The sequence below is a fragment of the Sphingobium chungangianum genome (assembly GCF_977014255.1).
The window spans coordinates 695,427-709,653 of the sequence record NZ_CDRNIV010000002.1 but is presented as its reverse complement, the minus strand read 5'-3'; the positions used below and the strand labels follow the sequence as shown (position 1 = coordinate 709,653).

11 protein-coding genes are annotated in these 14,227 nt (G+C 62.3%); 4 read left to right on the top strand and 7 right to left on the bottom strand.

Annotated features, from left to right (window positions below; translation table 11 throughout):
- Window positions 1–71 precede the first annotated feature (71 nt).
- Window positions 72–1,040 (top strand): 1-phosphofructokinase family hexose kinase, encoded by a 969-nt coding sequence (locus ACWNC0_RS03255; RefSeq protein ID WP_449469556.1) that lies wholly within the window; start codon window positions 72–74, stop codon window positions 1,038–1,040.
- Between the two features lie 21 nt (window positions 1,041–1,061).
- Complete coding sequence (locus ACWNC0_RS03250) at window positions 1,062–1,490, top strand: CBS domain-containing protein (RefSeq protein ID WP_449469555.1); 429 nt, start codon at window positions 1,062–1,064, stop codon at window positions 1,488–1,490.
- A 1-nt stretch (window position 1,491) separates the two neighbouring features.
- Here the strand turns inward: ACWNC0_RS03250 and ACWNC0_RS03245 are convergent, their stop codons facing one another.
- Genes ACWNC0_RS03245 through ACWNC0_RS03230 form a run of 4 tightly spaced genes read right to left on the bottom strand, consistent with a single transcriptional unit; the run spans window position 1,492 to window position 6,180 of the window.
- A complete protein-coding gene (locus tag ACWNC0_RS03245) occupies window positions 1,492–2,376 on the bottom strand; it encodes a ribose-phosphate diphosphokinase (RefSeq protein WP_449469553.1) in 885 nt (294 codons plus the stop codon).
- The gene (locus ACWNC0_RS03240; RefSeq protein ID WP_449469551.1) at window positions 2,373–3,860 is read right to left on the bottom strand and encodes a thymidine phosphorylase family protein; all 1,488 of its coding nucleotides are present in this window, start codon (window positions 3,858–3,860) and stop codon (window positions 2,373–2,375) included. Before ACWNC0_RS03240 ends, ACWNC0_RS03245 begins: the two co-directional genes overlap by 4 nt.
- Window positions 3,861–3,904: 44 nt before the next feature.
- Window positions 3,905–4,576: an NAD(P)H-dependent oxidoreductase gene (locus tag ACWNC0_RS03235; protein WP_449469550.1), complete on the bottom strand. Its 672-nt coding sequence runs from the start codon at window positions 4,574–4,576 to the stop codon at window positions 3,905–3,907.
- 14 nt (window positions 4,577–4,590) lie between these two features.
- Entirely contained in the window at window positions 4,591–6,180 is a 1,590-nt protein-coding gene (locus ACWNC0_RS03230; protein WP_449469549.1) for an MBL fold metallo-hydrolase, read from the bottom strand.
- Window positions 6,181–6,337: 157 nt separating this feature from the next.
- Between ACWNC0_RS03230 and ppsA the strand changes: the two genes are divergently transcribed.
- Entirely contained in the window at window positions 6,338–8,770 is a 2,433-nt protein-coding gene (ppsA, locus tag ACWNC0_RS03225) for a phosphoenolpyruvate synthase (RefSeq protein WP_449469858.1), read from the top strand.
- Window positions 8,771–8,894: 124 nt separating this feature from the next.
- The gene (locus ACWNC0_RS03220) at window positions 8,895–11,444 is read left to right on the top strand and encodes a cation-translocating P-type ATPase (RefSeq protein WP_449469548.1); all 2,550 of its coding nucleotides are present in this window, start codon (window positions 8,895–8,897) and stop codon (window positions 11,442–11,444) included.
- A 45-nt stretch (window positions 11,445–11,489) separates the two neighbouring features.
- Here the strand turns inward: ACWNC0_RS03220 and ACWNC0_RS03215 are convergent, their stop codons facing one another.
- Genes ACWNC0_RS03215 through ACWNC0_RS03205 form a run of 3 tightly spaced genes read right to left on the bottom strand, consistent with a single transcriptional unit; the run spans window position 11,490 to window position 13,834 of the window.
- Window positions 11,490–11,798, bottom strand: coding sequence for an alkylphosphonate utilization protein (locus tag ACWNC0_RS03215; RefSeq protein ID WP_449469547.1), 309 nt, complete (start codon window positions 11,796–11,798; stop codon window positions 11,490–11,492).
- Between the two features lie 22 nt (window positions 11,799–11,820).
- Window positions 11,821–13,527: a SulP family inorganic anion transporter gene (locus tag ACWNC0_RS03210; protein ID WP_449469546.1), complete on the bottom strand. Its 1,707-nt coding sequence runs from the start codon at window positions 13,525–13,527 to the stop codon at window positions 11,821–11,823.
- Entirely contained in the window at window positions 13,517–13,834 is a 318-nt protein-coding gene (locus tag ACWNC0_RS03205; RefSeq protein WP_449469544.1) for a helix-turn-helix domain-containing protein, read from the bottom strand. Before ACWNC0_RS03205 ends, ACWNC0_RS03210 begins: the two co-directional genes overlap by 11 nt.
- Window positions 13,835–14,227 lie beyond the last annotated feature (393 nt).

Here is a 14,227-nt window from a genome sequence, read left to right as displayed (position 1 = left end):
GTCCCGGATGCGTCGCCCATCGGGACATATACTTATTCCAGCCGTCGGGAGGGGCGCATAGCCTCACGGGCATGAAGAGGATCGTCACGCTCACGATGAATCCGGCCATCGATGTCGCCTATGAGGCGGATCGGGTCTTTCACACCCGCAAGATGCGGGCGCGCCAGGAACATTATGATCCGGGCGGGGGTGGCATCAACGTGGCTCGGGTGATTGCGCGGCTGGGCGGCACGGCGCGCGCTTATTATCTGTCCGGTGGAGCAACCGGACCTACGCTCGACGGGCTGCTGGATCAGCATGGGCTGGTCCGGTTCCGCATACCCATTGCAGGCGACACCCGCATCAGCACATCCATCTATGAGCGGGAGACGGGTAAGGAATATCGTGTCGTGCCACAGGGGCCAGAGCTGACGGCCGAGGAATGGCAAGCCGCCCTGCATCATCTCGATGGTCCGCAGGCTGACTTCCTTGTCGCCAGCGGATCGCTGCCTCCCGGCGTGCCGGACGATTTCTACAGTCGAGTGTGTCAGCTGGCGCAACGCCACGGCATGCGCCTCATCCTCGACACTTCAGGCAAGGCGCTGCAAGAGGCGGTCAGCGGCGGGGGCCTCTATCTTGTCAAACCGAGCATCGGTGAGTTGCGGCAACTGGTTGGCCGAGCGTTGATGGAGGAAAGCGAAATCTGCGCCGCCGCGCAGGAGATCGTGGATAGCGGCAAGGCGGAATATGTCGCCGTGACGATGGGTCGCGACGGCGCGATACTGGCTAGTCGCTCAGGGACCTGGCGATTGCCTGCCGTCCCTGTGGAAACCAGGAGCGCGGTGGGGGCTGGCGACAGTTTCCTGGCGGCAATGGTTTTCGCACTCGGCTGTGAGCGTGATCCCGTCGAGGCATTCCGTTACGGAATTGCCGCGGGCGGAGCGGCGGTCCTGACGCCCGGCACTGACCTCTGCCATCGCGAGGATGTCGAGCGCTTGTTCGCCCTTGTGCCATCCATTGCGCCATCACAGGAAACATGTCGGGCCGACGCACAAGCGTAATCCCTGCCATAAGGAAGAAGGATGACTGCCATGAAGGCCAGCGACATCATGACTTTGGGAGCGGCCACGACCACGGCTACAAGTTCCTTGGCGGCTGCCATCAAGTGCATGTCCGATCACCGGATCAGCGCTCTCCCGGTCCTTGACGAGGAGGAACGTCTGGTGGGCATCGTCACGGAGGGAGATTTTTTCCGGCAAGACCTTGGGCCTTTCCGGCTCGATGCCCTGGTTAGCGCCGAGGCGGAGGAGCGGGGACGCTCGCTGGCCTCCATGACAGTTGCCGAGATCATGTCGACGCAGCCGATCACCGTTGATGGAGCTGAATCGCTGGAAGAAGCGATTGCGATCATGGAAGGGCGGGCAGTGAAGCGTCTGCCAGTCACATCGAACGGCAAGCTGGTCGGCCTGCTCAGCCGCGCCGACATTCTGCGCTTTCTGGTGGATAGATGATCTAGATCAGCCTGTTGTCGCGCAGCGCGGCGCCGATCAGGGGCGCCAGATGGGCCTTATTCGTAGGTCCATCGATGCTGTCGCTGCTGAAGATGGGTGCGATGCCCGCTGCCTTCATGATGGCAAGATCCTCGGCGCTCGCCAGGCAATGTGTCACGATCGCTTCAACCGATGACGCGCCAGTGTCGTGCAGAAGCCGCGCCGCCTCAATCAACGTCCGCCCGCTGGCAATCATGTCGTCCACCAATATGGCGCGGCGGCCGCGAACCTTATCGATATCGGGGATGGCAAGCCTGACCTGCCTGTCGCCCAGCCTTTGCTTTGTCGCCACCAGCATGCTGAGGCCCAGCGGTGCTGCGATAGCCTTGGTCCACTGACGGGATTCACTGTCCGGCCCGATGATGACGGGATCATCCCGCGCGTCGATCAGGGTAGCGAGAAGGGGCGCGGCGGATAGGCTGATCGCAGGGATATCGGGAATGACCTCGCTCAGGGCGGCTATGCGATGGAGATGAGGGTCTACCGTCACCAGCCCGTCGAAATGGTCGGCTATCAGGCCGCCGATGACTTTCTGGCTGACCGCTTCTCCGGCGCGGAAGGCTTTGTCCTGCCGCATATAGGCAAGATACGGCGCGACAAGGATGACCCGTTCCGCGCCCTGATCGCGCGCCGCCGAGGCCGCCAGCAGCAGTTCGATGATCTTGTGGTCGGGATCGTCGAATGAGCGATAGAAGATGGCGGTTCGAGCGGGCGTCGGTACACGGATCAGGCATTCCCGGTCGGGAAATCGGTGAACCTCGACGGCGATCGTCGGCGTGTCCAACAGTGACCCCAGCCTGCGGGCCGGTGCCATGCCATCGTCGAAGGCGAAGAGGACCGCGCTCATCGAGCGACCTCATATCCTGAATCTTCCATCGCCAGATCGCGCGCGAAGCCAAGACCGGTTCGCGACTGGGCATGGATACGGTAAAGCGCTTGTCCCTTCCGGACATCGCTGCCCACCTTGTGCAGCAGGTCGATGCCCGCGCCCTTGTCCATCGGCGCACCGGCAAGCCGGGCGATGCGCGCTATGCGATGGCAATCAATCGCTTGCACTCGTCCGTCATGGGGGGCCTGAATCTCGTGAACATGCTCGCCCGGCGCATGTTTGGCCGTCTGCCGCCCCTGCGCCTCGATCAGCCGTTCCATCGCCGCAAGTGCTTCGCCCGAGGCGAGCAGTTCCATCGCCCGTGCATAGCCCCTGCCACCTCGCAGCGCGGGATCGAAATCGAGCACTCGTCCGGCCAGAAACAGGGCATGCTCGCGAAGGTCCGGCGGAGCATCGCCGTCGTTGCGCAGCACGGCCATGACATCGCGTGCCTCAAGCACCGGGCCGACTCCGCGCCCGACAGGCTGTGATCCGTCCGTGGTCACGATATCGATCACGAGGCCGATCTTGTCGGCGACATGTTCGAACAGTTTGCGCAGCCTGACTGCATCATCCTGTGTGCGGACCTTGGCGGTCGGGCCGACGGGTATGTCGAGCACCAGATGCGTGGAACCCGCCGCCAGTTTCTTGGACAGGATGGACGCGACCATCTGGTCGAACGTGTCGATCCGCAAAGGCCGCTCGACAGAGATCAGCACATCGTCCGCGGGCGACAGGTTCACCCGGCCGCCCCAGGCCAGCACCGCCTTTTCTCGGGCGACGATAGCCCGCATGTCCGCTTCGCACATGTCGACATTGGCGAGCACTTCCATGGTGTCGGCCGTGCCGGATGGGGAGGTGATCGCGCGGGACGAGGTTTTGGGCATGATGAGGCCGTGGGCCGCTACGATCGGCACGACGATCATCGATGTGCGGTTGCCCGGAATGCCGCCGATGCAGTGCTTGTCCACCACGAGCGGGGCTTTCCAGTCGAAACGGTTGCCGACATCGGCCATCGCGCAGGTGACCGCCAACGTTTCCTGCGTGCTCATGAAGCTGGCGCAGGCGACCAGAAACGCGCCGATTTCCATAGGGGAATAGCGATGCGCGGCGATGTCCCGGATGATGGCTGAAATTTCGTCATCCTGCAGGGTGTCGCCGTCGATTTTGCGGCGGACAAATTCCAGGCTGGCCGGGGGCATTGCCTGCGCGATCGCTACGGGCGAACCTTCGGGCAGGCCGAGCCGCCTGAACGCCTGCTCGCCCAGGCCAATTTCTCCCGGTTCCAGCAGGGCCGGCTCATCGACGAGCGCCAGCGTCGCGAGGATTTCGGCACTGTCTCCGCTCACCCGTATCTTGCGCAGCGCCTGAAATTGCTCCGCAGAATAGCCGTTGCTTTGGCGCAGGAGAAAGGCGGTGTTTTCCGGATAAGTGTCGATTGCCAGACGCTTGATCGTCAGCATGGCCTGCCCACCTCATGTCGTTGCCGTTCGCCCATCGGGAATCTTCAGCTTCCGTCGCTCGTGCGTGGGGGCAGGGGCGTTCCAAAGAGTTCCTCGGCCACGCGCGCACAGATGCTGGCGGCGCGATCGCGGACCCGCTGGAGTTGGCCCTCGAAAAAGGCGGCGTCCGCGCTGTCCACCACGTCCCCAATATGCAGCGCCTCGGATGATTGCATCGCAAAGGCGCGAAAGAGGTAGGTGCCCGAAAGCGCGCGAAGCGCCTCTGTCTGACCCTGGGCGTCGAGCCAGTCCTCCGAAGCACCAGAGGTCGTGATAGCGCAGAGATGACCTCTGCCGAGCAGTCCTTCACCCGACTTGTTCTGAACCTGACGCACAGTGGTTCCCGCGCCCAGAACGCGATCGATATAACCGACTAGCATGGCTGGCGGCATGCCGAACCAGATCGGAAAGACGAAGACGACCACATTGGCGCCGCGCAATATGTCCAGTTCCGCCGTTACGTCGGGAGACAGGTGATAGCCCTTGCGATCAGGCCGTTCGCCATTCTTCAGCACCGGGTCGAAATTCATGGCGTAGAGGTCGCGCAGGATAGACTGTTGCCCCGCAGCCTCCACAGCCTGGCAATAGGCATGGGCGATGGCGGCGTTGAAGCTGTGGGGATCAGGGTGCGCGAGCACCACTGCATGGCGAATAGGAGAAGGAGTAGCTCGGGGCATCGGAACCTCCATCTTCACGAATGGCGATGTCTCGCCTCCTCATATTCATCAAGTATGCGCCGCATCTGGGCGAGGGCCTCGCGGCGTGCCCGCTCGTTCTTGATGCGGCCGAGATGCTGTTTGAGATGGGTGATAAAGTCGGCATAGTCATTCTGCCAATCCGGCCCGCTAAGCTGTTCCATGTCCACGCGACCTGTCTGGATGCGCTTCGCCTGCGTTCCCGGCTCAAGCGCATAGACCTCGCCGATCTGCGGCGCGATGATATTTGTGGCGGGATCGTCTGCCTGAACAAGGGTCCGCAACGATGCCACCGCTTCGGGTTCGCCATGATCGAGGAAAAGGCTGCCGGTTATCGGTCGGCGCGCGCTGATCCAGCTGTGCAGTTCGTCGCGGTCGGCATGGGCGGAATAGCTGTCGATCCGCCGAATGCGCGCGCGTACGTTAACATCCTCGCCGGAAATACGCACACGCTGCGCGCCGTCGAGAAGGACCCGGCCAAGCGTGCCCTTCGCCTGAAAGCCCACGAACAGGACAGTCGATTCCCGCCGGAAGAGATTATGCTTCAGATGATGGCGGATGCGGCCTGCCTCGCACATGCCCGATGCCGCCATGATGATCGCGCCCGACATGGTGTTGAGCCGAACGGATTCCGCGACATCCTCGACATAATGGATCGAGGGATGACGGAAAATATCTTCGCCGCCCGTATCCTCCAGCTCCGAGGCATGAGCCGCGAACACCTTGGTCGCCCGGCTGGCGAGCGGCGAGTCCACGAAGATCGGGACGTTAGGAATCCGGTTGGCATCGGCCAGCTTGGCAAGGTCGAGGAGCATTTCCTGCGTTCGCTCGAGCGCAAAGCTGGGGATCACGAGATTGCCGCCGCGGCTTAAGGCATCCTTGATCTCGGCCTCAAGTTGACTGCGGCGCTGCTCGATCGTGAATTTTTCCCGCGCGCGATCGCCATAGGTCGCTTCGCAGACGACATGATCGACGCCGGTCGGCGCTTGCGGGTCGGGATGGAAGGCTTTGTTGACCGGCCCCAGGTCTCCCGACATCAGCAGGCGCACGCCCGCTGCCTCGATTTCCACGGACGCCGCGCCCAATATATGCCCCGCATTCCAGAAGCGCGCGCGAAATCCGGGCGCCGGATCGAACCAGTCGCCCAGCGGCACGGGACGGCTGAGCCGCCAGGCGTCCAGCGCATCCTCTTCGGTGTAGAGGGGCACAAACAGGCTCTCGCCCGCGCGGTCGCGGCGTCGGTTACGGCGGTCCGCCTCGCTTTCCTGGATCCTGCCAGCATCCGCCAGCATATATTCCAGCAGGTCAGACGTCGCGGGCGTGCACCAGATTGGCCTCTTATAACCCTGCGCGGCCATTTTGGGCAGAAGACCGCAATGATCGATATGGGCATGGGTCAGCACGACCGTGTCGATCTTGGCGGGGTCGAAGCTGAAGGCGCCGTGGTTCAAGGTTTCAAGCGTGCGCGATCCCTGGAACAGCCCGCAGTCGACAAGGATGGCTCGATCGCCCAGCCGCAATTCCATGCAAGAGCCCGTGACCGTGCCTGCCGCGCCGTGGAATGTCAGAGTCAACGCTGAACTCACGCGAACCTCTCCCGCTCATCTTTTTCCCGATCATACCTCAATAGGCCAAAGAAGGAGAGAGGCAGTCCGTAGTTATACGGATGAGGCGGCCCCCATGCCTGTCATCCGTATCATTCCCAATGTTCCTTATGGCATGGCCTCTGCAAACTCCCGCCCCATGACCACCGAAACGCTAGCTGCGCCCCCGCCCGTCAAGGATGACGTGATCGTCTGGTTCGATGCGCTCGGACGCGCCGATGTCGGGCGCGTGGGTGGCAAGAACGCCTCTCTTGGCGAGATGGTCGCCATACTCGGCAAGGCAGGCGTGCAGGTTCCGCCGGGCTTTGCAACAACGGCGTGGGCCTATTGGGCGTTCATCGACCATAACCGCATTGGGGATCGACTCGCTGCCATCGTGGCGCAGTATCGGAACGGGACGATGCCGCTTCATGAAGCGGGTGAGGCAGCCCGCCGCCTGTTTCTGGATGCGGAACTGCCGCCGCAAATCGCCGAACCCATTATCTCCGCTTATCGCGATTTATCGCGCAATGCCTGCAAGCACGAAGTCGCTGTCGCAGTGCGATCCAGCGCGACAGCCGAGGACCTGCCGGACGCCAGTTTTGCTGGGCAACAGGAGAGTTTTCTCAACGTCGTTGGCGAGCGCGCCTTGCTCGACGCATGTCGGCGTTGTTTCGCCTCGCTCTTCACCGACCGGGCGATTGCCTACCGCGAGGCCAAGGGTTTCGACCATCTGCGGATCGCGCTTTCCATCGGCATCCAGATCATGGTGCGATCCGATCTGGCCGGGTCGGGCGTCATGTTCTCGATCGACACGGAGACCGGATTTCCGCGCGTCGCCGTCATCAGCGCGGCCTGGGGCCTGGGCGAGACCGTGGTGCAGGGCCGCGTCGATCCCGACAGCTATCTGGTCTTCAAGCCTTTCCTCTCGGACGGGCGACTGAAACCGATCGTGGAGAAGCGGATCGGTGCCAAGGCGCAGAAGCTGATCTACGCGACGGGCGGCAGCGCGCGTACCGAACTGGTCGATTGCAGCCATCACGAGCGCGAGCATTATGTCCTGGAAGACGAGGAGATACTGGAATTGGCGCGCTGGGCTGTGCTGATCGAGCAGCATTATGGCTGCGCGATGGACATGGAATGGGCCAAGGATGGAGAGAGCGGCAAGCTCTTCATCGTGCAGGCGCGACCGGAAACCGTGCATGGCGCGCGATCCGCCACCGCGCTCAAAACCTGGCGGCTGACGGCCAAGGCGCCCGCGCCGCTCGCCACGGGCGCAGCTGTCGGCGACGCGATCGCTGCCGGGGCAGCCTGCATCATTCGCAGCACCGATGACATAGCGAGCTTTGTCGATGGAGCCATCCTCGTCACCGACAACACCGACCCCGATTGGGTGCCGGTCATGCGTCGCGCGGCGGGCATCGTCACGGATCATGGTGGCCCGACCAGCCATGCGGCCATTGTCAGCCGCGAACTGGGCGTCCCTGCGGTCGTGGGCACCGGCGACGCGACGAGCCGCATTGCGGCGGGCCAGGAAATAACGCTCTCCTGCGCCGAAGGCGACCGGGGTCAGGTCTATCCCGGCCGGTTGCCTTTCACAGGCGAAGAGGTGGATACGGCCAGGCTGCCTGCATCGCGGACGCAGTTGATGCTGAACGTCGCCAGTCCCGCCAAAGCCTTCCGCTGGTGGCGGCTTCCCTCCCATGGCGTAGGCTTGGCCCGGATGGAATTCATCATCAGCAACCTCATTCGTGTGCATCCGATGGCGCTTGCCCACCCCGATCAGGTGACCGACATCGCCGAGCGTCGGGAGATTGAAAGTCTGACCCGCAGCTACGCCAATCCCCGCGATTATTTCATCGAGACTTTGGGTCGGGGCATTGGGAAAATCGCGGCCGCGCACCATCCGCATCCGGTGATCGTGCGCCTATCCGACTTCAAAACCAATGAATATGCCCATCTGCTGGGCGGCGCCGCGTTCGAGCCGCATGAAGAAAATCCCATGCTCGGTTTCCGGGGTGCGTCGCGTTATTATCATGAACGCTATCGCGACGGCTTCGCGCTGGAATGCCGCGCCATCCGCTTCGTGCGGGAAACGATCGGCTTTGAGAATGTCATTGTCATGATCCCCTTCTGCCGGACGCTGGCCGAAGCGGACAAGGTCATCACCGAAATGTCGCGCCATGGACTGATGCGCGGCGAGCGAGGGTTGCAGCTCTACATGATGGCGGAAATCCCTGCGAATGTGGTGCTCGCTGAACAGTTTGCCGCCCGCTTCGACGGCTTTTCGATCGGCTCCAATGATCTGACGCAACTCGTTCTCGGCGTCGATCGTGATTCCGATCTGCTCGCCCCGCTGTTTGACGAGCGCGATCCTGCGGTAATGCAGATGATCGCCGACCTCATTGCTCGCGCGCGAAAGGCTGGCGTAAAGGTAGGAATATGCGGGCAGGCGCCGAGCAACTATCCCGAATTCGCCGAGTTCCTTGTGCGCGAGGGCATCGATAGCATCTCCCTCAACCCCGATAGCTTCGTTGCCACCCTGAAGACCGTTGCCCTAGCGGAGGCCGGACTGATATCGTCGGCCGGGTAAAGTTGCCAGTTGCAGCAGCTTTCTTCAGCATAAGCACAAACTCTGCATTGAGAGACTATCGTGCGGCGGCCTTAATCGTCACCGTGGTTTACCTGTCGTCCTTCGATGGGAGATGAGAATAGAGATGGTAGGTGGGCATCTTGGTCTTGTCGGCCTCTCCACGTCACAGGCGCGCGAGCGGCTGGCGGAGGATGGCCCCAACGAACTGCCCCGGCCAAACCGACGGACGCCCCTGCGCATCGCGATGGAGGTACTTCGGGAGCCGATGTTCGCCATGCTGTTGGCGGCGGGCGTCGTCTATTTGCTGCTCGGCGACCGCACTGAGGCGCTGGTCCTGCTCGGCTTTGCTGGCTTGTCGATCATTATCACGATCGTGCAGGAGGCGCGCACGGAACGCACGCTTGAGGCACTGCGAGACCTCTCGGCACCGCGCGCCCTGGTGGTTCGTGACGGCGAAACCCTGCGCATCCCCGGTCGTGAGGTCGTAAATGGCGACATCCTGGTGTTGGAAGCGGGGGACCGGATCGCAGCGGACGCACTGGTGGTCGAGGCACGGGAGCTTGAAGCAGACGAGTCGCTGCTGACCGGCGAGGCGGTGCCGGTTCGCAAGCGGCCTGGGCTCGCCGGGGATGCTGAATGGGCGGAGCCGGGGGGCGACGATACCCCTCATCTCTTTTCGGGAGCGATCGTGACGCATGGCGGGGGCATCGCACGGGTAACAGCTACCGGCGGGCACAGCCGCATTGGCCAGATCGGACGGTTTCTCGAAACATTGGAGACAGAAGCGCCGCATCTTCACAAGGAAACCACCCGAATGGTGAGCCTGTGCGCGGTCGGCGGTGTCGCTGTCGCACTGCTAGTGGTCCTGCTGTACGGATGGCTGAGGGGCGACTGGATGGCCGCGCTGCTGGCCGGGATCGCGACGGCGATGTCGTTGCTGCCTGAAGAGTTTCCAGTGGTCCTCACCATATTCCTGGCCATGGGCGCATGGCGTATTGCACAGGTCGGCGTGCTCACCCGACGGGCCTCCGCGATAGAGGCTCTGGGTGCGGCCACGGTCCTGTGCACGGACAAGACCGGGACGCTGACTCAGAACCGGATGACCGTCACTGAATTGTGGCTGCCGTCAGGTGAGGCGGCGGTCCTTGGCGAGGGATTACCGCAAGCGCAATTCCATGACCTGATCAGCGCGGCCGCCCTGGCGAGCGCTCCCGTGCCGGTCGATCCGATGGAGGTGGCATTCCACACCGCTGCTCGGGATGTCCGGGTTCCCGCCCGCGAAGACTGGCTTCTGGTCCACACCAATGGTCTTCAGCCAGACCTCCTGGCGATGTCCAATGTCTGGCGGCCTGCGAACGCCGGGGAGCCATTGCTGGTCGCCGCGAAGGGCGCGCCGGAAGCGATAGCGCGTCTTTGCCGGCTGGACGACAAAGCTTTTTTGGCCCTCGAGCAGGCGGTTCAGGTCATGGCGGCTCGCGGGATGCGCGTTCTGGGTGTGGCTTCTGCCAATATAGCGGAGCCCAATGTCGGGATAGGGCATGAAGCGCACGCGTTCAGTCTTCTCGGGCTGATCGGCTTGTCCGATCCGCTGCGGGCGGGGGTTCCGGAAGCCGTGGCCCAATGCCACACGGCCGGGATCCGGGTGGTCATGATCACCGGCGACTACCCCGCCACCGCGCAGGCTATTGCGCTACAGGCGGGGATCGGCGCAGGCGCGCTCATGACCGGCGGCGACGTCGCGGCAATGTCCGACGCGGAGCTTTGCGCGCGGGTGAAAGACGTGGCTATTTTCGCGCGCACCATGCCGGAACAGAAGTTGCGCATTGTCTTGGCGCTCAAATCGGCGGGAGAAGTGGTCGCTATGACCGGCGACGGCGTCAACGACGCACCGGCGCTCAAGGCCGCCCATATCGGCATCGCCATGGGCAAGCGTGGCACGGATGTAGCACGGGAGGCTGCGGCCATCGTCCTGGTTGAGGATGATTTCGGTGCCATCGTCGTCGCCATTCGGCTCGGCCGCCGCATCTATGACAATATCCGCAAAGCCATAGGTTTCATCTTCGCGGTCCATGTGCCGATCGCAGGGCTTGCCGTATCCCCACTTCTGCTGGACCTTCCGCTGGTGCTGGGGCCAATCCAGATAGCCCTTCTCGAAATGATCATCGATCCGGTTTGCGCGCTCGTCTTCGAAGCCGAACGGGAAGAAAACCGTATCATGCGCAGGCCGCCGCGCAATCCGGAAGAACGCCTCTTTTCCGGACGTCTGGTCCTGCCAAGCATCGCTTATGGCGGGATAGCCTTTGCGCTGCTCCTTGCTCTCCATATCGGCGCGACCCTCTGGGGCTATGACCCCGGTCGCGTGCGGGCGCTCCTCTTCTTCGGGCTGGTGACGTCCATCATGGCGTTGGTGCTGGTCAATCGGTCCTTCAGTACGTCGCTGACGAGCGCCGTCTGGCGACACAATGTTTCGCTGCGCTATGTCGCGCTGCTCGTCCTACTGGCTTGCGCGCTGATATTCATGTTGGAACCTCTGCGCCGGGTTCTGGACTTTGCTCCGTTGAAGCTGACGGATTTGGCCCTCCTGATCCTGATGCCAGCCTGCGTTCTGCTTCTGTGCGAACTGCTCAAGGGCCGCATGGGATGGAGCGCACATCGCGCCGCGCGCGCGGATTGACGTACGGTCCATCTTCAAGTCAGCTTTTTTGGACCCCGCCGCAGATCAATGCTTACGCACAAACTCGGCTCGCAGGACCAGGCCTTTGATGCCTTCATAACGGCAGTCGATTTCCTGAGGATCGCCGGTCAACCTGATCGACTTGATCACGGTGCCCTTGCGCAGCGTCTGCCCGGCGCCCTTCACCTTCAGATCCTTGATCGTGATGACGCTGTCGCCGTCCGCCAGAAGGTTGCCGGCGGAATCATGCACTTCAACCCGGTCTGCGAGCTGGTCCTTGGCCGCAGCCTCCGCCGCGGAGATCCACTCGCCCGAAGCTTCGTCATAAACATATTCATCATTTGTATCGGTCATTTCAAATCCCCGGATCTGGTGGTTAGTTGAGCCGCTGGGCTGCGGAAGTTGGTGCGAGAATGATTGCCCTTGCGAGGCGGAGGGCATCGGGAAAATCATCGCTGAAGATGACGCGCCGATCCGCCGGTCCCAGGGATACCCGCTTGAGCATCGCCATGGGTTGGGCCTGAACACCTGAAACTATGATCTGCGTCCCGGCGGAGGCCGCTTGCCGGACGATTTCCTCGATCGCCGTCACGCCGCTCGCATCAAGCAGGGGCACCTGCCGCAGCCGAAGGATGATGACCTTCGGTGTGGGGCCGACCCGCCGCAGCGTATCGAGCAATTCATTTGCGACGCCAAAGAAGACCGGTCCATCGACACGGAACACCTCGACACCCGGCGGAAGGGCATCGCGCTGGTGGATGTCCTCCCTTTCTTCGGGTGGCGGCGTTCCATCACCGCTGTCGTTCGCAATCTCCACCGTGCGGCTCATGCGCATCATGAACAGCAGCGAAGCCAGTGTCACCCCTACGCCGATCGCCACGGTGAGATCGACCAGAACAGTAAGGCCGAAGGTCAGCAGCAACAGGCCCCGGTCGCCATTGGGCATTCGCAGCAACTGGATGAAGCGATGATGTTCGCTCATGCCCCAGGCGACCATGAACAGGATGGCGGCGAGCGCTGCCAGCGGCACGAAGGCCATGAGATCCGAGGCGAACAGGATGAACAGCAACAGGAACAGCGCGTGCATCATGCCCGCGATGGGCGTGATGGCGCCCGCCTTGATGTTGGTCGCCGTGCGGGCGATGGCGCCCGTCGCTGGCAGGCCACCGAACAATGCGGATGCGATGTTGGCGACGCCCTGGCCGACAAGCTCCTGATTGGATCGATGCCTTGATCCGATCATGCCATCGGCCACGACCGCAGACAGAAGTGCCTCGATTCCCGCCAGAAAGGCGATCGTGAACGCCGAGGGGACGATTGCCTGAAGCTTGGCAAGAGAGAAATCTGGCAAAGCAGGTACAGGAATTCCGGTGGGCAGGTTCGGAAAGCGCGATCCGATCGTTTCCACCGGCAACTGGAGCAGCGCCGCCGACGCTGCTGCCAATATGACTGCGATCAGGAATCCCGGCGCCCGTGGCGCCCATTTGCGCAGTGCGATGATCAGCGCCAACGATCCGGCGCCGATCGCTAAGCTCAATATCTGGATGCTGCCCAGCGCAGAGAAATAGGCCTGCCATTTAGGGATGAAATCGGCAGGGACACCGCCGTCTATCCGCAGGCCGAGAAAATCCTTCACCTGGCTCGACGCGATAATGACGGCGATGCCTGCGGTGAAGCCGATGACGACGGGTTGGGGAATGAAGCGGACGAGACTGCCCAGGCCCGAATATCCCGCTATGATCAGCATCAGCCCAGCCATCAGCGTCGCCAGAAGCAGTCCGTCATAACCATGCTGCGCGATGACCCCGAAAACGACGACGACAAAAGCGCCGGTCGGCCCACCGACCTGAACCCGCGATCCGCCGAGCGCCGAAATCAGGAAGCCGGCTATAACGGCCGTGATGAGCCCCTTGTCAGGAGACGCTCCACTCGCGATCGCCAGCGCCATGGCAAGGGGCAGGGCGACAATCGCGACCGTGAGCCCGGCAATGCAATCGCGTCGCAGGCGATCGGCCGAATAGCCCTCGCGCAGGACCGTGATCAGCTTGGGCGTGAAGGCGAGAAGCCGCGCGTTACGATCCATTATCTTCGGCCGTCTGATCGAATAGCACGGAGGGCACGCGCCTGGGTTGCTGGCCGGACGCTGTTTCCCTCAGGCGGACACCACGTCCCGCGCCGCTACTCGGGGCATTCTCGCCGATAATCTCGATCCCTGCCGTTTCGAGCGCGCTGATCACCTTCACCAATGTATCAACGACGCTTCGCACCTGCCCATCGGAAGCTTCCATGCGCTGAATCGTCGGCAGCGACACGCTCGCCAAAGCGGCCAGCTGGCGCTGATCGATACCGAGCAACGCTCGCGCGGCTCGCATTTGCTGAGAAGTGATCATTGGCCCTCGAATGATGTATAAAACATCAAATTACATTCTTTGAATGTATATATGCAATGCGATAGGTTAAATCTAGATTTCTTTTATCGAATGGCGAGAGCAGACCCACGTCGCAATCAAGACAAACTTAACAGTCCGGACGACTGTCGTCCTTACGCACCATTTTCGTCCGCATCAGTTTCTCACACGGGAGGATGAGCAACCCGAAGCCTCACCTCCCACGAAATGCTGGATTAAACGCCGCATCGGATCGGCGCGACAGCCCTCTTTTACCTTGCGGCAAGCTGGGGCGGCGCTATGAAGAGCGCGCTGGATCGCGCCACAGGGGGCTTGCACGGACAGATCCGGCGAGGCTGGGGGGATAGCCTTGAGCGCTATAGGGAATTTCTGTCG

What these genes read in the sequence shown, in the direction of transcription:
- ACWNC0_RS03255 (WP_449469556.1), top strand. Translation starts at nt 72, where the DNA reads ATGAAGAGGATCGTCACGCTCACGATGAATCCGGCCATCGATGTCGCC.
- ACWNC0_RS03250 (WP_449469555.1), top strand. Translation starts at nt 1,062, where the DNA reads ATGACTGCCATGAAGGCCAGCGACATCATGACTTTGGGAGCGGCCACG.
- ACWNC0_RS03245 (WP_449469553.1), bottom strand. Translation starts at nt 2,376, where the DNA reads ATGAGCGCGGTCCTCTTCGCCTTCGACGATGGCATGGCACCGGCCCGC.
- ACWNC0_RS03240 (WP_449469551.1), bottom strand. Translation starts at nt 3,860, where the DNA reads ATGCTGACGATCAAGCGTCTGGCAATCGACACTTATCCGGAAAACACC.
- ACWNC0_RS03235 (WP_449469550.1), bottom strand. Translation starts at nt 4,576, where the DNA reads ATGCCCCGAGCTACTCCTTCTCCTATTCGCCATGCAGTGGTGCTCGCG.
- ppsA (WP_449469858.1), top strand. Translation starts at nt 6,338, where the DNA reads ATGACCACCGAAACGCTAGCTGCGCCCCCGCCCGTCAAGGATGACGTG.
- ACWNC0_RS03220 (WP_449469548.1), top strand. Translation starts at nt 8,895, where the DNA reads ATGGTAGGTGGGCATCTTGGTCTTGTCGGCCTCTCCACGTCACAGGCG.
- ACWNC0_RS03215 (WP_449469547.1), bottom strand. Translation starts at nt 11,798, where the DNA reads ATGACCGATACAAATGATGAATATGTTTATGACGAAGCTTCGGGCGAG.
- ACWNC0_RS03210 (WP_449469546.1), bottom strand. Translation starts at nt 13,527, where the DNA reads ATGGATCGTAACGCGCGGCTTCTCGCCTTCACGCCCAAGCTGATCACG.
- ACWNC0_RS03205 (WP_449469544.1), bottom strand. Translation starts at nt 13,834, where the DNA reads ATGATCACTTCTCAGCAAATGCGAGCCGCGCGAGCGTTGCTCGGTATC.